This is a genomic window from Pseudomonas sp., assembly GCF_040514055.1.
Taxonomy (GTDB): Bacteria; Pseudomonadota; Gammaproteobacteria; order Pseudomonadales; family Pseudomonadaceae; genus Aquipseudomonas.
This window is the reverse complement of record NZ_JBEVDL010000064.1, coordinates 239,565-256,373: the sequence shown is the minus strand read 5'-3', so window position 1 is coordinate 256,373 and position 16,809 is coordinate 239,565. Positions and strand designations below refer to the sequence as shown.

Genomic DNA, 16,809 nt, shown 5'->3' with positions numbered 1-16,809 from the left:
AGCGCATCGGAGGCTGGCCGTGCCGAAGGCAGGGTCAGGCATCGATCAAACCGTTTTTCTTCAGATCGCTCAGGCAGCTCTCGGCGAACTCCCGGCACGCCGGTGTCGCCTGGGTGCCGGCGATGACTTGCTCAAGCGCCTGGGCGAACTGCGCCGGGCTTACCGGGTTGGTGCCCAGGCCATTCTGAAAATTCTCGACCCCCATGGTCCGGTCCAGCCAGCCCAGGGTCTGGATGCTCGGCTGTCGGTGAATGGAGGCCAGCAGGGCGGGCGTGTACTCGCTCAGCCGATGCTCTTCGATGTACGTGCCAAAAGGGCCCGGACCACCGTAGTCCAGCTCGGGAAACCGCTCGATCAACGCAAGAATGCAGCCGAGCACCTCCGGCAGCGGAAACAGCGCCAGTTCGTCCAGTTGCTGGTAGACCCTGTCGATCAGACGGTATTTGTCGCCCGTCTCCCGGGCCTCGGCGGCCGCGTGGGCGAAGGTCTCGAAGAGGCTGTGCAGATACTGATGCATTGGAACGCCGCCTTATAAAAACGCCTGGTGCAGCTCGGCCTGGGTGCTGAAGTGGTAGGTCGGCGCTTCGGCCAGCAGCTCCTCGCGGCTGCCAAAGCCATAACCCACCGCGACGCAGGCCAGGTTGTTGGCCCGGGCGCCGAGCAGATCGTGTTTGCGATCGCCGATCATCAGGCAGTCGGCCGGATCAAGGTCTTCCTCGGCCAGCAGGTGGGCGATCAACTGGTCCTTGTGGCTGCGCGTGCCGTCCAGCTCGCTGCCGTAGATGCGCTTGAAGCAGCTGGCAAAGCCGAAGTGCCGGGCGATTTCCAGGGCGAACACCGTCGGTTTGCTGGTGGCGATGTACAGCGTCCGTCCCTGCCGCCCCAGGTACTCCAGCAGCGGCAGGGTGCCTTCGAACAGGCGGTTTTCGTAGAGCCCGATGGACTTGAAACGCTCCCGGTAGAACGCCACCGCGCGCCAGGCGGTGGCTTCATCGAAGCCGTAGAACTGCATAAAACCCTGCAGCAGCGGCGGGCCGATAAACGGCTCCAGTAGTTGCAGGTCCGGTTCGTCGATGCCCAGTTGGGCCAGGGCATGTTGCACCGAGCGGGTAATGCCCTCGCGCGGGTCCGTGAGAGTACCGTCGAGGTCGAACAGCAGGTGTTGCTGGTGCATGGGCAGGGTTTCCGCTGGGATGCCATCGGGGCGTGGGGAGGCACTGATTCAAGTACGGCGCAGCACCGGTCGCCGGCTAGCGCTCGTAACCCTCGGCCGCATGCAGGTCCTTGAGCTTCACGTAATTGCCGGCGCTGTAGCTGAAAAACGCCTTCTCCTGTTCGTTCAAGGGGCGCACCTGCTGGGCCGGGCTGCCGACATAGAGGTAGCCGCTGGCCAGGGTGCGGCCCGGGGGTACCAGGCTACCGGCACCGAGTATGATTTCGTCCTCGAGCACCGCGCCGTCCATGACGATGCTGCCCATGCCAATCAGTACCCGGTTGCCGAGGGTGCAACCGTGCAGGGTGACGTTGTGCGCGATGGTCACCTCGTCGCCGATCAACAGCGGGTAACCCGCCGGGTTGAAGGGCCCGGCGTGGGTGATATGCAGCACGCAGCCGTCCTGCACGCTGGTGCGCGCGCCGATGCGGATCCGCTGCATGTCGCCGCGGACCACCGCCATGGGCCAGACCGAGCTGTCGTCGCCGAGTGCGACATCGCCCAGCACCACCGCGCTGGGGTCGACGAACACCCGCGCGCCCAATTGCGGGGTCAGGCCCTGGTAACTGCGAATGGCCACGATAGGCTCCTTCTTGCGGGTCGATGGTCAAAACTAACTGCCGCGGGCGCGGCGGATGGCGGCGATTGTAATAAGATGGCGGTCATCCGGTGCGCCGAGGGCGCGTCAATTGTACCTGCCGTGGCCATGAGCGCGGCGCTGTCGAAGCGACAGTCCATTTTTAAACAGGTGAACCGCCGTGACCAACCCCCTGCTGCAGCCTTTCGACCTGCCCCCCTACTCCACCATTCGCGCGGAACACGTCGAGCCGGCGGTCGATGCCCTGCTGGCCGAAGGCCGTGCCGCCATCGCCGCGTTGCTCACCCGGCAGTCGGCGACGCCGACTTGGGACGGCCTGGTGCTGGCCCTGGACGAGCTGGGCGAACGCCTGAGCCGCGCCTGGAGCCCGGTCAGCCACCTCAACGCAGTGTGCAACAGCGCCGACCTGCGCAGCGCCTACGAGGCGTGCCTGCCCAAGCTGTCGGAATACTGGACCGAGATCGGCCAGAACCGCGCGCTGTTCCAGGCCTACCAAACCCTGGCCGACAGCCCCGAGGCGGCCGGCTTCGACGTCGCCCAGCGGACCATCCTGGAGCATGCGCTGCGCGATTTCCGCCTGTCCGGCATCGACCTGCCGCTGGCCGAGCAGCAGCGCTATGGCGCCATCCAGATGAAACTGTCGGAGCTGGGCAGCCGCTTTTCCAACCAGTTGCTGGATGCCACCCAGGCCTGGAGCAAGCAGGTCACCGAGGAAAGCCAACTGGCCGGTCTGACCGATTCGGCCAAAGCCCAGATGGCCCAGGCCGCCGAAGCCAAAGGCCTCGACGGCTGGCTGATCAGCCTGGAGTTCCCCAGCTACTACGCGGTGATGACCTACGCCGACGACCGGGCGCTGCGCGAGGAGGTGTACGCCGCCTATTGCACCCGGGCTTCTGACCAGGGCCCGAATGCCGGCCAGCACGACAACGGCCCGGTGATGGCCGAGATCCTCGACCTGCGCCACGAGCTGGCCCAGCTGTTGGGTTTCGCCAGTTTCGCCGAGCTGAGCCTGGCGACCAAGATGGCCGACAGCAGCGAGCAGGTCCTGAGTTTCCTGCGCGACCTGGCGGTGCGCAGCAAACCCTTTGCCGGCCAGGACCTGCAGGAGCTCAAGGCCTTCGCCGCCGAGCAGGGCCTGGCCGACCTGCAGAGCTGGGATGTGGGGTACTACAGCGAAAAACTGCGCGAGCAGCGCTACAGCATTTCCCAGGAAACCCTGCGCGCCTATTTCCCCATCGACAAGGTGCTGGGCGGCCTGTTCGCCATCGTGCAGCGCCTGTACGGCATCGAGATCGCCGAACTCAAGGGCTTCGACAGCTGGCACCCGGACGTGCGGCTGTTCGAGATCCGCGAAAACGGCCAGCACGTCGGCCGCTTTTTCTTCGACCTCTATGCCCGTGCCAACAAACGTGGCGGTGCCTGGATGGATGGTGCCCGTGACCGCCGTCGCGCGGCGTCCGGCGAGCTGATCAGCCCGGTGGCCAACCTGGTGTGCAACTTCACCCCGGCGGTCAGCGGCCAGCCCGCCCTGCTGACCCACGATGAAGTCACCACCCTGTTCCACGAGTTCGGCCATGGCCTGCACCACCTGCTGACCCGGGTCGAGCACGCCGGCGCTTCGGGCATCAACGGAGTGGCCTGGGATGCGGTCGAACTGCCGAGCCAGTTTATGGAAAACTGGTGCTGGGAGCCCGAAGGCCTGGCCTTGATTTCGGGGCACTTCGAAAGTGACATGGCCCTGCCCCAGGACCTGCTGGACAAGATGCTGGCGGCGAAGAATTTCCATTCCGGCTTGATGATGGCGCGTCAGGTCGAGTTCTCCCTGTTCGACTTCGAGCTGCACGCCCGCCACGGCGATGGCCGCAGCGTGCTGCAGGTGCTCGAAGGCATCCGCGCCGAGGTTTCGGTGATGCGCCCGCCAGCCTACAACCGTTTTCCCAACAGCTTCGCGCATATTTTCGCTGGCGGTTATGCCGCCGGGTATTACAGCTACAAGTGGGCCGAAGTGCTGTCCGCCGATGCCTTCTCGCGCTTCGAGGAAGAGGGGGTGTTCAACCCCGAGACCGGCCGCGCCTTCCGCGAAGCCATTCTGGCCCGTGGCGGTTCCCAGGCGCCCATGGTGCTGTTCGTCGATTTCCGCGGCCGTGAGCCGAGCATCGATGCCTTGCTGCGCCACCTGGGTCTGAGCGCGGAGGCGGCATGACGGACGGGCCCACGATCAGCAAGCGCCGCTTTATCGCCGGGGCGGTTTGCCCGGCGTGCAGCGAACTGGACCGCATTCAGATGTGGGACGAGGACGGGGTGCCGCACCGTGAATGCGTGGCCTGTGGTTATGCCGATACGCTCAATGCCCAGGGTCAGTCGGTGCCCAAGGAGCTTGGCACGCGCGTGAACAAGGCCGTGCCCAAGGCGGTGGATCCCAAGGTGCAGGCGGTGCAGTTCTTCCCCAATCCCAAGCTGAAAAAGCCCAGCGGCGACTGAGTCGATTCAGGGTTGGTGGTGCAGCGCCGACCCACCCTAAAGCCGGAATTGCCCGACCTGTTCCTGCAGGCGCCGAGTAAGGCTTTCCAGCTCGTTGCAGGCGGTCATCGCGAGAGTGGCGCTATCGGCGTTGGTACTGGTGACGTCGCGGATATGGACCACGCTCTGGGCGATGCCGCTGGTCACCACGCTTTGTTGTTCGGCGGCGCTGGCGATTTGCACGTTGAGGTCTTCGATGCTGTGCACCGAGTGACCGATCTCGGCCAGTTCCTTGCCCGCCGACTGGACTTGATCGACCGCGCTCTGAGCCTTGCTCACGCCCGCGGCCATCACCTGCTCCGCCTGGCTGACGCCCGTCTGCAGGCGTTCGATCATATCGTTGATTTCCTGGGTCGACTCGCGGGTGCGCTGGGCGAGGGTGCGCACTTCATCGGCGACCACGGCAAATCCCCTGCCCGCCTCGCCGGCACGTGCGGCTTCGATGGCGGCATTCAGCGCGAGCAGGTTGGTTTGGTCGGAAATGCCCTGGATCACTTCCACCACCCGGCCGATCTGCGAACTGTCCAGGGCCACCCGACGCACCACGTCGGCGGCTGCGTTGACCTCCTGGGCCAATGCATTCATGGCGCTGACATTGGCCGCCACCACCTGATTGCCTTTTTCCGTGTTGCGGTTGGCTTGATGCGCGGCTTCCGAGGCGCGCTCGGCGTTCTTCGCCACGTTCTGAATGGTGTGGCTCATCTGTGTGACAGCGCAGGAGACCTGCTCGGTTTCCTGTTGCTGCGCCTGGATGCCATGGTGGGTGCTGAGCATGTTGGCACGTGTGCTGTCGACCTTGGCCGCGACCAGCCCGGCGATCAGGTCGACCTCCCGGATAATGCGGCGGAACTTGTCCAGCATGCGGTTGATGGCGCTGGCGGTCAGGCCGATCTCGTCGCCGCTCAACACTTGCAACTGATGGGACAAGTCCGAGTTGCGTTCGATCTCGGCGATGCCCTGTTGCAGCTGGTGCATCGGCCGCGAGATGGAGCGCGTGAGCAACAGATAAAAGGCCGTGAGGATCGCCAGCACTGTTGCCAGTACCACCCAGGACAGGGTGAGCAATCGTGCACTGCTGGCCTGTACCGTTTTAGCGGCTGTCGCTATTTCCTCGGCCTTGCTCATGGCGCTGCGGGTTTGCTGTTCCTGCAAGCCCTGCAGGGTCGCTGCGATACCCGTGGCGATCTTGCGGGCATCGGCCACCGTGGCGTTGCCCAGAATCCGGTTGTTGTCGATATAGGCGTCCACCGCCGCGATCATTTTTTGGCGAAAGCCGTCGATCTGGGCGGGCAGCGGACCAACAGCAATACCGTTGTCCTGCAGTTCGTTCAGCAAGGCGCTAAGCCGTTGATGGGCTTCATCCGCAGCGCTCTCCGAGGCGTTCAGCCAACTGACTTGAAGGTCGTACAGCCAGAAACGCATGGTGGCGAACTCGCCCATGGCGCGCTCGGTCAGTTGCCAGCGTTGCAACTCGCTCAACTGTTGCTGCACCGCCTGCTGCTGTGCCGCCAGTTGCTGATTGTTGGCGCTGATCACGCTGGCCATGTAGAGCAGCATGGCGCTCAGCAGGAGCGCCACCACTGCCGACAGCAGCAACAATCGCAGGTTGATGCTCAGTTCGGTCAGACGGCGCATACCGGCTACTCCGGGCGTTACTGGTAGATGATCAGGGAAACGGCGCCGCCCAGCTCGTTGAGCTTGGCGCCTTCTTTTTTGCCGCCGGTGACGTCCACCTCCCCCTTGGGTTCGCCATGGCAGCCCAGGCACGACGGGCCGTAGTATTCCGGCAGGATATAGCGGTAGGCCGCCCTCCCTTTGACCGGTACCGCCTCGGCGTAGGCCTTGCCTTTTTCGTAGTCGGCGCGTTTGAACATGGTTTCGATCACCTGGCTTTCCCACTCGTCGGGCCGGTTGGCGCGGCTGCGCACGTAAGCCTTGGGCGCCGTCAACTTGATCGAAAATGTGCCGGCCATGCTGGTGCTGAAGCTGGAGGCCACCCGTCCGCCGAACACCGCCGGGAGAAACCCCTTGAAGCCCTTTCCCGGTTCGTTGATCAGCGGCTGCGCTTGATCGATGGTCGTGCGCACTGCGCTGAGCATCGCCGCGCGGGCCTTGGCGGCCGGGCTGCCATCATCGTTGAGGTCCAGCTCCTTCCCCGCAGCGGCCAGGTAGTTGGCTTTCGTCCGTTCGATCACGGTCGTCGCATCCAGGCCTTTGTCGCCCTTGCTGGCGTCATTGATCAGGTCCTGGCTGTCGGAGATCACCTTGCGCGCCGAGCGGAATATCAGCGTCAGGTCCTTGCCCGTGGCTTCGACATCCTCGGCAGCGATTGCCGGTGCAGTCCAGATTTGGATGACAAGCGCCGTCAGCAATGCGGCAGCGGTCGTACGCAGAGCAGCGTTCATGGATCTTCCTTGCGCGGGTGAAACGGGGTGAACCGTCCATGGAGAAAGGAGTGCGGCGCAAACAGCGGGACTTCCATTACGTTAGTGGTAGCAGATTTATGTCGTTGGCGAGCAGTATCGGCCGTTCGGTTGACTGTGGAATCCGCGCTGGACAGACTGCCTGCAGTTTCTCCCGGGACTAAGCGCTACGACCGCTGGACGGGCGCAGGCAGAGGGCCATGGCCTGTTTGCGCCGGAGCGGTCTATCCCGGCGTGCAGCGCGTAAGCGCATCCAGAGCAGGGGCCTGGACGACTTACAGGGGTAGCCTGAGGTGGCCCACTGAGCTTGACGTCCCGGTTCCCCCCGTTGAAGAAAACCAGGATAAAAAGGGCCGCGCCTGCCTGCCGGGCGCCGCCCAGGAGGCAGGCATGGTCGGTCCGGATCCGCGCAACCCCTTCCCCATGGAAGGTTTCCCCCAGGTGTGTTTTATCCAGAACCGGGTCAACAACCCGCAGATCGAGATTGGCGATTTCACTTACTACGATGATCCGGACGGTGCGGACAACTTCGAGCGCAATGTGCTGTACCTCTTCCCGTTTATCGGCGACCGCCTGGTGATCGGCAAGTTTTGCGCCATCGCCCGCGGCGTCAAGTTCATCATGAACGGCGCCAACCACAAGCTTTCCGGGTTCTCCACCTATCCCTTCCAGATCTTCGGCAACGGTTGGGAAAGCGCCATGCCGGCACCGGACGAATTTCCCTACAAGGGCGACACCCGCATCGGCCACAATGTCAGGATCGGTTATGACAGCCTGATCATGCCGGGTGTGACCATTGGTCATGGGGCGATCATTTCGGCGCGCTCGGTGGTGACCCGCGATGTCGCGCCCTACAGCGTCGTCGGCGGCAACCCGGCGCAACCGCTCAAACAGCGTTTCGACGACAGGGTGATCGGGCAGCTGCTGGCGATCGCCTGGTGGGACTGGCCGGTGGAGCGAATCAGCCGCCACCTCAAGGCGATCATGGCCGCCGATCTCGAGGCCTTGCAGCGTTGCGCCGACGCAGTCGGATAAAAGGCCGTTGAGCTTTGTCAGGCTTGCCTTTACTGTATGTATGAACAGTATTTCGAGCCTTGCCCATGTCGTCTGTCCCCCTGCCGCCGCGTGGTCGCGGCACCGCCAGCAACCCGCATAACCGCTTCGCCCCGACCCGTTCGGTGGCCGAGGACGACGGTTGGGAGCAGGAAGTGCCGCCCAGCCGCGCCACCGAGGTGCGCCTGGAGACGGCCAAGAGCGTGATCAGCCGCAATCAGTCGCCGGACGTCGGCTTCGACCGTTCGGTCAACCCCTACCGCGGCTGCGAGCACGGGTGCATCTACTGTTTCGCCCGCCCCAGCCATGCCTATTGGGACCTGTCGCCGGGCATCGACTTCGAAACCCGGTTGATCGCCAAGAGCAACCTCGGGCCAGTGCTGGAGGAGCAGCTGAGCAAGCCCGGTTATGTCTGCCAGCCCATTGCCCTGGGGGTCAACACCGACGCCTACCAGCCACTCGAGCGCGAACAACGGCTGACCCGCCAGGCACTGGAGATCCTGCTGCGCTACCGCCACCCGGTGCATATCATCACCAAGGGCGCGTTGATCCTGCGCGACCTCGACCTGCTGACGGAGCTGGCGCAGCAGCGCCTGGTCTCGGTATCGATCAGCCTGACCACCCTGGACAATGAGCTCAAGCGCATCATGGAGCCCCGCGCAGCCTCTCCTACGGCTCGCTTGCGCGCCATGCGCCTGTTGAGTGAGCAGGGCATTCCGGTGAGCGTGATGTGCGCGCCGATGATTCCGATGGTCAACGACCATGAGTTGGAGCGGCTGCTCGAAGCCGCTCGCGACGCCGGCGCGGACTCGGCCAATTATGTGTTGCTGCGCCTGCCCCTGGAGATCGCCGAATTGTTCGAACAGTGGTTACAGGCGCATTTTCCGGATCGCGCCGAGCATGTGCTGAGCCTGATCCGCCAGTCCCGTGGCGGCAAAAACTACGACAGCCGCTTTGGCAGCCGCATGCGCGGCGAAGGGCCGTTTGCCGACCTGCTGGCCCAGCGTTTCCGCCTGGCCAGCCGCAAGCTGGGCTTGGACCGGCGCATCCTGCAAGGCCTGGATTGTTCGCGGTTCTGCGTACCGGGTCGGCAGATGTCGCTGCTCTGATGGGCGGTGCCGGAAATGGACCCGTCAAGCGGGCCATTGGCGTGTGCGGCCAAAGACGCGACTCGCGCGCCGGCCAGGAGTACTCGCCGCCGGGAGCGCGGAGGCACGGTGGAGATCGTCGAGAGGTGGCCATAATCAGGCACGCTGACGGCGGCACGGCAGGATCAGGCCCAGGCGCCGATCCTGCCTGAACGATGGGCGACAGGGGTCAGGTGCTGCAAACGCGAGTGTCCTGAACCCAGGAGCGCGCTAAACCGACCTGATGCTCAAGGGGGCACGTAGGCCTCCAGCAGGCGCGTCAACTCACCGGAGTCCTGCATCGCCTGCAGTTCGGTATTGACCAAGCGCTGCAGGGCCTGTCCACGGGGATTCTTGCGGGTGAAGATCATATGAAACTGATTGTCGGCGACGCCCGCTAGCGGGACCATGCCAAGCCGGGGGTCGCCGAGGAAGTCGTAGGCGCCGATCGCCGTCATCCCCACGACCACTTCATAATCCTCGGCGAACAGATCCACCCGTCCGGCGTGCAGCATCTTCACCAGTTCCAGGTAACCGGCCGTACGGATCATGCGGGTTTTATCCACCTCGCCCAGGGCGGTATAGGCGTAGCCGTGGATACCGCCCAGTCGGTAGTGATTGAGGTCCGCCTGGCTGCTGACATTCATGCCTGTCGGATTGCGTGCCTTGGAGTAAAAAAGGTAGTAGTGGGTTTTGTAGTACGGGGTCGAAAACAGGTACAGCGTTTCGCGCTCCGGGTTCTTGCTGGCACTGAGCGCCATCAGGTATTTGTCACCCTGCTCCAGGTAGGCCAGGCAACGCTTCCAGGGCAGCAGCACGATCTGAAACGGAATCGAGTGTTTGTTTAGAATCCGGGTAATGACGTCCACCGAATAGCCACTGAGCCTGTCGGTCTTCTGCCCCTGCTCACGCAGGTAGTAACTGTAGGGCGGCCATTCCGCCGCGTCATCGCAAATCCTGACCAGGGGTTCAGCGTCGGCGTGCGCATGACCGATGCCTGTCATCAGCAGCACGCCCGCCAACAAACCGTGTTTGCGCATCACTTCACCTGCGAGGAGGAACGAGCCCTTAGCTGTCCCTTGCAGCTTAGGCGGTGATCGCCCGGTTGGCCGCCATCACCTGTCCGGGCGCTGCGGCTGCCTGTAATGGGCGATCGGGCCTCAGGCCGCTTCGGTCTGCAAGCTGGCCGGGCGCTGACGGCAGGCAAGCGGTGAACAGGTGTTCCTGGCGAGGCGCTGCGCGGCCGACTTGCACTTGATCGTGACCCGGGGCCGTTCCGGATTGTCCAGTAATGGTCCGCATGCAGGTGCGGCATTTCCTGCCGCGTTACCGAGGGTCAGTCCATGGATCAGCAACCGCCAGCCGTTTCCCGAACCGCGGAGAGCGCCGAGGAGGCGCTTCGGCATATTGTCGAAGGTTTCCAGCGCTTTCGGGACGAAGTCTTCCCCCAGCAAGAGGCGCTGTTCCAAACCCTGGCGCATGCGCAGACGCCGCGGGCCATGTTTATCACCTGTGCCGATTCGCGCATCGTGCCCGAGCTGATCACCCAGAGCGCTCCCGGCGACCTGTTCGTCATCCGCAACGTCGGCAACGTGGTGCCGCCTTACGGGCAAATGATGGGCGGGGTGTCCACCGCCATCGAATATGCGGTAATGGCGCTGGATGTGCAGCACATCATCATCTGCGGGCATTCCGACTGTGGCGCGATGAAGGCCGTGCTCAATCCGGCGGAGTTGGAGCGCATGCCCACGGTCAAGGCGTGGCTGCGGCACGCCGAGGTGGCGCGGATAGTGGTGGCGGAGAACTGCGGTTGCGCGGACCACAGCACGCTGGGCATTCTCACCGAGGAGAACGTGGTGGCGCAGCTCGACCACTTGCGCACGCACCCGTCGGTGGCTTCGCGCCTGGCCAGCGGCCAGCTGTTTATCCATGGCTGGGTGTATGACATCGCCACCGGCACGATCAAAGCCTATGACGCCGAGCAGGGCGGATTCCGCCTGATCGGTGACGGCCCGCTACCGATGGCCACGCCGCGGCCGCGCTACCTGCCGCGCTAGGGCCTGTGGACACTACCCGCACGGCCGCGCCGACCCTGGTTTTGAAACCCTACCGCGCATGAAACGGGCCGTCGGGGGCATCTGCCCGGACAACGGGTAATCCCTTATCGCATCAAAACAGGCCCGGCCTGGCGTGGCCCCGCGGATTGCGCGAACAAGTGCCCCATGCCGCGTTGCGAAACTGGGCAAGGGAATGACCATGGCCTGCGTTTCGCGCCTTGCCTGGAACGCTTCTTCGCAGCAACGCGCCTCGCGAGGGTTAATGTCCACCGGCCCCGTTGAACTATTGGCTAGCCCTGGCGCCGAAGTTGTCGCGACCCGCGGTAGCGGTCGGATGGAGGTGTCGTGGATTTTATCGATCTGTTGCAGTGGCCGGCGATGTTCGCCACTGTCCTGGCGGCTTGGTTGATCGCCTCGCAAAACCTGCGGCGTCGCACCCTGGGCTTCTGGTGTTTTATCCTGAGCAATCTGCTGTGGGCGATCTGGGGCTGGCACGTCAGCGCCTGGGCCCTGATCGTGCTGCAGATCTGCCTGGCGGTCCTGAACATGCGCGGGGTGCGAAAAAACCAACCCGCACAGGCCCAAGGCTGACCCTTCAACTGGCGGCGCGCGATTCGTCCAGCCGCAGGTCCACCCCCAATTGGCGGGACAGGCAGGGCCAGCGTTTCCACGCCGCTTCGGTCTGCGGGCTGGCCAGTCGCTCACGGTAGGCCAGCACCGAGTCCTGGGCGAATGCGTCGTCGCCCAGCATGCCGTCCACAGCATGGTGCACCGCTTCGTCCAGCTGGTTGGCGAAGGGTTCGCCGATCAACTGGTGGGCGATCAGGTTGGCCACCGTGGTGTCCAGTGGAATCAGCGGTTGGCCCAGGTGGGTGATGTAGCGGTCGTTGACCTCTTCGACCAGGCGGTGCGCCAGGTAGGCCTCGTCCAGCAGGCCGTCGAGGCCTTCGTGACCGGCCATCAGGGCGGGGGGCTGCAAAAAGAACTGCTCTGCCACCTTCAGGACCGGTTTGACCTGCGCCTCGATGCCCGCTTCGCGGGCCACCGCATAGGCGGCCTCCAGCACGTCGGGCACCTGGGCCACATAGGCGGTGACGAAGCGCACCAGTACACCGAGGCCGTCCTGGGCCGGGAGCTGAATGGACGGATGCAGGCGTGACAGCGGGCGTTCAAGGTGACGGGCGAGAAGCCCGGTGGAAGCTTCATGCTGATGAGCACGCTCGATCAGCTCGCGCAAGGCGGGGGTGTTCATGACTGCTCCTAAGGTAAGGACATGATGGAACCGGGGATGAACGTTAGCTGGCTATTCGCCTGCTATCAGACACGATTGTCATAATTTTTTTGCAGTTATGCGAGTCCGCTATATCGCTCACAGCGCCATTCTGCCTGCTTTGCAGCCACCGTGGGCTTTAGCACGAGCCTTCCCGGCGCACTGATTTGTCCTTATCGCGTTGCCAGGTTGAGGTCCCTGTCTATACTCGATTTTTGAAAGGTTTTATCTGATGAACCGGACTGCGCTTCTGTGAGGCAAGGTTTCGGCAGTTAAAGTCTGGCTTTCTTAGCTGTCGCTCCCTCAGCCGCAGGCACAGCCGGCGGGATAACAAGAACTATTAGGGGAACCCGCAAATGATGCGACATCCACGAGTCTGGATGGGCTTGTTGCTGTGGCTGGTGATGGGGCCAGCTCACGCCGACTGGACAGTGAACATGCGGCGTGGGGCGACAGATGTCAGCCATGCGGTGTTCGATCTGCATATGACCATTTTCTGGATCTGTGTGGTGATTGGGGTGGTGGTCTTCGCCGCGATGTTCTGGTCGATGCTGGTGCATCGGCGTTCGAACGGCCATGAACCTGCGCACTTCCATGAAAGCACCACGGTCGAGATCCTTTGGACCGTAGCCCCGCTGCTGATTCTGGTGGTGATGGCCATTCCGGCGACCAAGACCCTGATCGACATCTATGACACCAGCGAGCCGGGGCTGGATATCCAGGTCACCGGCTACCAATGGAAATGGCATTACAAATACCTGGGCCAGGATGTCGAATTTTTCAGCAACCTGACCACCCCCGCCGAACAGATTCATAACCAGGCCACCAAAGGCGAACACTACCTGCTCGAAGTCGACGAGCCGCTGGTGATTCCGGTGGGCACCAAGGTGCGTTTCCTGATCACCTCCGCCGACGTGATCCACTCCTGGTGGGTACCGGACCTGGCGGTGAAAAAGGACGCCATTCCCGGCTACGTCAATGAATCCTGGACCCGCATCGACCGCCCCGGTCTCTACCGCGGGCAGTGCACCGAGCTGTGCGGCAAGGACCACGGGTTTATGCCGGTGGTGGTCGATGTGAAGTCCCAGGAGGACTATGCCAGCTGGCTGGCGGCCAAGAAGGAAGAGGCGCTCAAGGTCAAGGAGCTGACCAGCAAGGAGTGGACCCGCGAGGAGCTGGTCGCGCGGGGTGACAAGGTCTACCACACCACTTGCGTGGCTTGTCACCAGGCCGAGGGGCAAGGCTTGCCGCCAATGTTCCCGGCGCTCAAGGGCTCGAAGATCGCCCTCGGGCCCAAGGAAGACCACCTGAACATCGTTTTCAACGGCAAACCGGGCACGGCCATGGCGGCGTTTGGCAAGCAGCTGTCCGAAGTCGATATCGCCGCGGTGATCACCTACGAACGCAATGCATGGGGCAACAACGTCGGAGACATGGTCACGCCCAAAGACGTGCTCGCCCTCAAACAGGCTCAGGAGTGATGACATGAGTGCAGTGATCGATCTTGATCATAAGGGCCATGGTCATGCCGACCATGAGCATGCCCATGGGCCGGCCAAGGGGCCGATGCGCTGGGTGCTGACCACCAACCACAAGGACATCGGCACGATGTACCTGTGGTTCAGCTTCGCGATGTTCCTGCTGGGCGGCAGCATGGCGATGGTCATTCGCGCTGAACTGTTCCAGCCCGGCCTGCAGATCGTGCAGCCGGAGTTCTTCAACCAGATGACCACCATGCACGGCCTGATCATGGTCTTCGGTGCGGTCATGCCGGCCTTCGTCGGCTTGGCCAACTGGATGATCCCGCTGATGATCGGGGCGCCGGACATGGCCCTGCCACGGATGAACAACTTCAGCTTCTGGCTGCTGCCGGCGGCCTTCGGGCTGCTGGTCAGCACGTTGTTCACCGAGGGCGGCGGGCCGAACTTCGGCTGGACTTTCTACGCGCCGTTGTCGACCACCTACGCGCCGGAGAGCGTCACCTTTTTTATCTTCGCCATCCACCTGATGGGCATCAGTTCGATCATGGGGGCGATCAACGTGGTCGCCACCATCCTCAACCTGCGTGCCCCGGGCATGACCCTGATGAAGATGCCGCTGTTCGTCTGGACCTGGCTGATCACCGCGTTCCTGTTGATCGCGGTGATGCCGGTGCTGGCCGGGTGCGTGACCATGATGCTGATGGACGTGCATTTCGGCACCAGCTTCTTCAGCGCCTCCGGTGGCGGCGACCCGGTGTTGTTCCAGCACGTGTTCTGGTTCTTCGGTCACCCTGAGGTGTACATCATGATCCTGCCGGCCTTCGGTGCGGTCAGCGCGATCATCCCGGCCTTTGCCCGCAAGCCGCTGTTCGGCTACACCTCGATGGTCTACGCGACGGCGTCCATCGCCTTCTTGTCGTTTATCGTCTGGGCCCACCACATGTTCACCGTCGGCATTCCGCTGACCGGCGAGCTGTTTTTCATGTACGCCACCATGCTGATCGCGGTGCCCACCGGGGTGAAGGTGTTCAACTGGGTCAGCACCATGTGGCGCGGCTCGATGACTTTCGAGACACCGATGCTGTTCGCCGTGGCCTTTGTCATCCTGTTCACCATCGGCGGTTTCTCCGGGCTGATGCTGGCCATCGCGCCGGCGGACTTCCAGTACCACGACACCTACTTTGTGGTGGCGCATTTCCACTACGTGCTGGTGCCGGGCGCGATCTTCGGGATCTTCGCCTCCGCTTACTACTGGCTGCCGAAATGGACCGGCCATATGTACGACGAGACGCTTGGCAAGCTGCATTTCTGGCTGTCCTTCGTCGGCATGAACATGGCGTTTTTCCCGATGCACTTCGTGGGCCTGGCGGGCATGCCCCGGCGAATCCCGGACTACAACCTGCAGTTCGCCGACTTCAACATGGTCTCCTCGATCGGCGCGTTTATGTTCGGCGCCACTCAGCTGTTTTTCCTGTTTATCGTGATCAAGTGCATCCGCGGCGGAAAACCGGCCGGTGACAAGCCCTGGGACGGTGCCGAAGGCCTGGAGTGGAGCATTCCCTCGCCAGCGCCCTACCACACCTTCACCACCCCACCCGAAGTGAAGTGACCCAGCCATGAGCGAAGGCCTGAGCACCGCCCGTCTTGTTCCCCGCCTGCTGTTGCTGGTGGCGCTGATGTTCGGCTTTGGCTTCGCCCTGGTGCCCATCTACGACCTGATGTGCCAGGCGTTCGGGATCAATGGCAAGCCCTCGGGCGAGGTGTACCAGGGTGATCAGGTGGTCGATGAACAGCGCCAGGTGCGGGTGCAGTTCCTGGCCACCAACTCGGTGGAAATGGTCTGGGAATTCCGTCCCAAGGCCGACGAGGTCACGGTGCATCCGGGCGCCACCACCGAGATGCTGTTCGTGGCCTACAACCCCACCGACAAGCCGATGACGGCCCAGGCGATTCCCAGCGTGGCACCGTCCAAGGCCGCCGCGTACTTCCACAAAACCGAATGTTTCTGCTTTACCCAGCAGGTCCTGCAACCCGGTGAGCGCATCGAAATGCCGGTGCGTTTCATCGTCGACCGCGACCTGCCGGCGGATGTGCGCCACCTGACCCTGGCTTACACGCTGTTCGATATCACGGCGCGTAAACCCCCTGTTCCAGTCGCGGGCCGATAAGGAGAACACGTATGGCAAGCCACGAACATTATTACGTTCCGGCGCAGAGCAAGTGGCCGATCGTCGCCACCCTGGGCATGTTGACCACCGTCTATGGCCTGGGTACCTGGTTCAATGACCTGAAGGCCGAGCGCGCGGAGTCCAACGGACCGCTGATCTTTTTCATCGGTGGGCTGCTGGTGGCCTACATGCTGTTTGGCTGGTTCGCTACGGTGATCAAGGAAAGCCGCTCGGGGCTGTACAGTGCGCAGATGGACCGGTCTTTCCGTTGGGGCATGAGCTGGTTCATCTTTTCCGAGGTGATGTTCTTCGTGGCCTTTTTCGGCGTGCTCTTCTATGTGCGCTACTGGGCGGGCCCCTGGTTGGGTGGCGAAGGGGCCAAGGGCGTCAGCAATATGCTGTGGCCCAATTTCGAATACAGCTGGCCGCTGTTGAACAACCCCGATCCGAAGATGTATCCGGCCCCCAGTGGGGTGATCGACCCGTGGAAGTTACCGCTGATCAACACCATTCTGCTGGTTACCTCCAGTTTTACCCTGACCTTTGCTCACCATGCGCTGCGCAAGGGGCATCGCAAGCCGCTGAAGCTCTGGCTGGCCTTGACCGTGCTGTTGGGCCTGGCGTTTCTGGTGCTGCAGGCCGAGGAATATGTCCACGCCTACAACGAGCTGGGTCTGACCCTGGGCTCGGGTATCTATGGCGCCACCTTCTTTATGCTCACCGGCTTTCACGGCGCCCACGTGACGTTCGGCGCGATCATGTTGACGGTGATGCTGGTGCGCGTGCTGCGCGGGCATTTCAAACCCGAGCAGCATTTTGGCTTCGAGGCGGCGAGCTGGTATTGGCACTTCGTCGACGTGGTCTGGATCGGTCTGTTTACCTTCGTCTATGTGCTTTGA

At 63.0% G+C, this 16,809-nt stretch carries 17 protein-coding genes and 1 pseudogene; 10 read left to right on the top strand and 8 right to left on the bottom strand.

The window, feature by feature from the left end; genetic code table 11:
• Window positions 1-34: 34 nt before the first annotated feature.
• The 3 genes from ABWY06_RS15920 to ABWY06_RS15910 form a co-directional block, all read right to left on the bottom strand.
• On the bottom strand, window positions 35-517 hold the full coding sequence (locus ABWY06_RS15920) for a hypothetical protein (RefSeq protein ID WP_353926531.1): 483 nt from the start codon (window positions 515-517) through the stop codon (window positions 35-37).
• A gap of 12 nt (window positions 518-529) precedes the next feature.
• Window positions 530-1,174: an HAD family hydrolase gene (locus ABWY06_RS15915; protein WP_353926530.1), complete on the bottom strand. Its 645-nt coding sequence runs from the start codon at window positions 1,172-1,174 to the stop codon at window positions 530-532.
• 76 nt (window positions 1,175-1,250) lie between these two features.
• Window positions 1,251-1,793 (bottom strand): gamma carbonic anhydrase family protein, encoded by a 543-nt coding sequence (locus tag ABWY06_RS15910; protein ID WP_353926529.1) that lies wholly within the window; start codon window positions 1,791-1,793, stop codon window positions 1,251-1,253.
• A gap of 178 nt (window positions 1,794-1,971) precedes the next feature.
• Between ABWY06_RS15910 and prlC the strand changes: the two genes are divergently transcribed.
• Window positions 1,972-4,014, top strand: coding sequence for an oligopeptidase A (gene prlC / locus ABWY06_RS15905; protein ID WP_353926528.1), 2,043 nt, complete (start codon window positions 1,972-1,974; stop codon window positions 4,012-4,014).
• Window positions 4,011-4,292 (top strand): YheV family putative zinc ribbon protein, encoded by a 282-nt coding sequence (locus tag ABWY06_RS15900; RefSeq protein ID WP_353926527.1) that lies wholly within the window; start codon window positions 4,011-4,013, stop codon window positions 4,290-4,292. Before prlC ends, ABWY06_RS15900 begins: the two co-directional genes overlap by 4 nt.
• A gap of 36 nt (window positions 4,293-4,328) precedes the next feature.
• On the opposite strand, the gene ABWY06_RS25945 is transcribed toward ABWY06_RS15900, so the two are convergent.
• The 3 genes and pseudogenes from ABWY06_RS25945 to ABWY06_RS15890 all read right to left on the bottom strand — a co-directional run bounded on the left by ABWY06_RS25945 (window position 4,329) and on the right by ABWY06_RS15890 (window position 6,736).
• Window positions 4,329-5,105, bottom strand: a complete 777-nt coding sequence (locus tag ABWY06_RS25945) for a methyl-accepting chemotaxis protein (RefSeq protein ID WP_502948215.1) — start codon at window positions 5,103-5,105, stop codon at window positions 4,329-4,331.
• Between the two features lie 81 nt (window positions 5,106-5,186).
• A pseudogene (locus tag ABWY06_RS25940) lies at window positions 5,187-5,456 on the bottom strand (HAMP domain-containing protein); the annotation flags it as partial.
• Between the two features lie 527 nt (window positions 5,457-5,983).
• Window positions 5,984-6,736, bottom strand: coding sequence for a Tll0287-like domain-containing protein (locus ABWY06_RS15890; protein WP_353926525.1), 753 nt, complete (start codon window positions 6,734-6,736; stop codon window positions 5,984-5,986).
• A gap of 408 nt (window positions 6,737-7,144) precedes the next feature.
• On the opposite strand from ABWY06_RS15890, the gene ABWY06_RS15885 reads away from it, so the two are divergent.
• On the top strand, window positions 7,145-7,789 hold the full coding sequence (locus ABWY06_RS15885) for a CatB-related O-acetyltransferase (RefSeq protein ID WP_353926524.1): 645 nt from the start codon (window positions 7,145-7,147) through the stop codon (window positions 7,787-7,789).
• 65 nt (window positions 7,790-7,854) lie between these two features.
• The gene (locus ABWY06_RS15880; RefSeq protein WP_353926523.1) at window positions 7,855-8,916 is read left to right on the top strand and encodes a PA0069 family radical SAM protein; all 1,062 of its coding nucleotides are present in this window, start codon (window positions 7,855-7,857) and stop codon (window positions 8,914-8,916) included.
• Between the two features lie 266 nt (window positions 8,917-9,182).
• On the opposite strand, the gene ABWY06_RS15875 is transcribed toward ABWY06_RS15880, so the two are convergent.
• A complete protein-coding gene (locus ABWY06_RS15875; protein WP_353926522.1) occupies window positions 9,183-9,974 on the bottom strand; it encodes a substrate-binding periplasmic protein in 792 nt (263 codons plus the stop codon).
• Window positions 9,975-10,277: 303 nt separating this feature from the next.
• Between ABWY06_RS15875 and ABWY06_RS15870 the strand changes: the two genes are divergently transcribed.
• Both ABWY06_RS15870 and ABWY06_RS15865 read left to right on the top strand, forming a co-directional pair.
• Window positions 10,278-10,991: a carbonic anhydrase gene (locus tag ABWY06_RS15870; protein ID WP_353926521.1), complete on the top strand. Its 714-nt coding sequence runs from the start codon at window positions 10,278-10,280 to the stop codon at window positions 10,989-10,991.
• Between the two features lie 378 nt (window positions 10,992-11,369).
• Complete coding sequence (locus tag ABWY06_RS15865; protein WP_502948214.1) at window positions 11,370-11,582, top strand: hypothetical protein; 213 nt, start codon at window positions 11,370-11,372, stop codon at window positions 11,580-11,582.
• A 4-nt stretch (window positions 11,583-11,586) separates the two neighbouring features.
• Here ABWY06_RS15865 and ABWY06_RS15860 read toward each other — a convergent pair whose 3' ends face one another.
• A complete protein-coding gene (locus ABWY06_RS15860) occupies window positions 11,587-12,243 on the bottom strand; it encodes a hypothetical protein (RefSeq protein ID WP_353926519.1) in 657 nt (218 codons plus the stop codon).
• 374 nt (window positions 12,244-12,617) lie between these two features.
• Between ABWY06_RS15860 and coxB the strand changes: the two genes are divergently transcribed.
• The 4 genes from coxB to ABWY06_RS15840 are packed head-to-tail and all read left to right on the top strand — an operon-like array spanning window position 12,618 to window position 16,809.
• Window positions 12,618-13,742: a cytochrome c oxidase subunit II gene (gene coxB / locus ABWY06_RS15855; RefSeq protein ID WP_353926518.1), complete on the top strand. Its 1,125-nt coding sequence runs from the start codon at window positions 12,618-12,620 to the stop codon at window positions 13,740-13,742.
• Window positions 13,743-13,746: 4 nt separating this feature from the next.
• Window positions 13,747-15,351 (top strand): cytochrome c oxidase subunit I, encoded by a 1,605-nt coding sequence (gene ctaD, locus ABWY06_RS15850; RefSeq protein ID WP_353926517.1) that lies wholly within the window; start codon window positions 13,747-13,749, stop codon window positions 15,349-15,351.
• Between the two features lie 7 nt (window positions 15,352-15,358).
• Window positions 15,359-15,910: a cytochrome c oxidase assembly protein gene (locus tag ABWY06_RS15845; protein WP_353926516.1), complete on the top strand. Its 552-nt coding sequence runs from the start codon at window positions 15,359-15,361 to the stop codon at window positions 15,908-15,910.
• A gap of 11 nt (window positions 15,911-15,921) precedes the next feature.
• Window positions 15,922-16,809 carry a cytochrome c oxidase subunit 3 gene (locus ABWY06_RS15840; RefSeq protein ID WP_353926515.1) on the top strand — a complete coding sequence of 296 codons (888 nt, stop codon included), beginning with the start codon at window positions 15,922-15,924 and terminating at the stop codon, window positions 16,807-16,809.

Coding starts and splice junctions, on each gene's coding strand:
- ABWY06_RS15890 (WP_353926525.1), bottom strand. CDS start 6,736: ATGAACGCTGCTCTGCGTACGACCGCTGCCGCATTGCTGACGGCGCTT.
- ABWY06_RS25945 (WP_502948215.1), bottom strand. CDS start 5,105: ATGCTCAGCACCCACCATGGCATCCAGGCGCAGCAACAGGAAACCGAG.
- ABWY06_RS15870 (WP_353926521.1), top strand. CDS start 10,278: ATGGATCAGCAACCGCCAGCCGTTTCCCGAACCGCGGAGAGCGCCGAG.
- coxB (WP_353926518.1), top strand. CDS start 12,618: ATGATGCGACATCCACGAGTCTGGATGGGCTTGTTGCTGTGGCTGGTG.
- ABWY06_RS15885 (WP_353926524.1), top strand. CDS start 7,145: ATGGTCGGTCCGGATCCGCGCAACCCCTTCCCCATGGAAGGTTTCCCC.
- ABWY06_RS15875 (WP_353926522.1), bottom strand. CDS start 9,974: ATGCGCAAACACGGTTTGTTGGCGGGCGTGCTGCTGATGACAGGCATC.
- ABWY06_RS15840 (WP_353926515.1), top strand. CDS start 15,922: ATGGCAAGCCACGAACATTATTACGTTCCGGCGCAGAGCAAGTGGCCG.
- ABWY06_RS15865 (WP_502948214.1), top strand. CDS start 11,370: ATGTTCGCCACTGTCCTGGCGGCTTGGTTGATCGCCTCGCAAAACCTG.
- ABWY06_RS15845 (WP_353926516.1), top strand. CDS start 15,359: ATGAGCGAAGGCCTGAGCACCGCCCGTCTTGTTCCCCGCCTGCTGTTG.
- ABWY06_RS15915 (WP_353926530.1), bottom strand. CDS start 1,174: ATGCACCAGCAACACCTGCTGTTCGACCTCGACGGTACTCTCACGGAC.
- ABWY06_RS15900 (WP_353926527.1), top strand. CDS start 4,011: ATGACGGACGGGCCCACGATCAGCAAGCGCCGCTTTATCGCCGGGGCG.
- ABWY06_RS15860 (WP_353926519.1), bottom strand. CDS start 12,243: ATGAACACCCCCGCCTTGCGCGAGCTGATCGAGCGTGCTCATCAGCAT.
- ABWY06_RS15920 (WP_353926531.1), bottom strand. CDS start 517: ATGCATCAGTATCTGCACAGCCTCTTCGAGACCTTCGCCCACGCGGCC.
- ABWY06_RS15880 (WP_353926523.1), top strand. CDS start 7,855: ATGTCGTCTGTCCCCCTGCCGCCGCGTGGTCGCGGCACCGCCAGCAAC.
- ctaD (WP_353926517.1), top strand. CDS start 13,747: ATGAGTGCAGTGATCGATCTTGATCATAAGGGCCATGGTCATGCCGAC.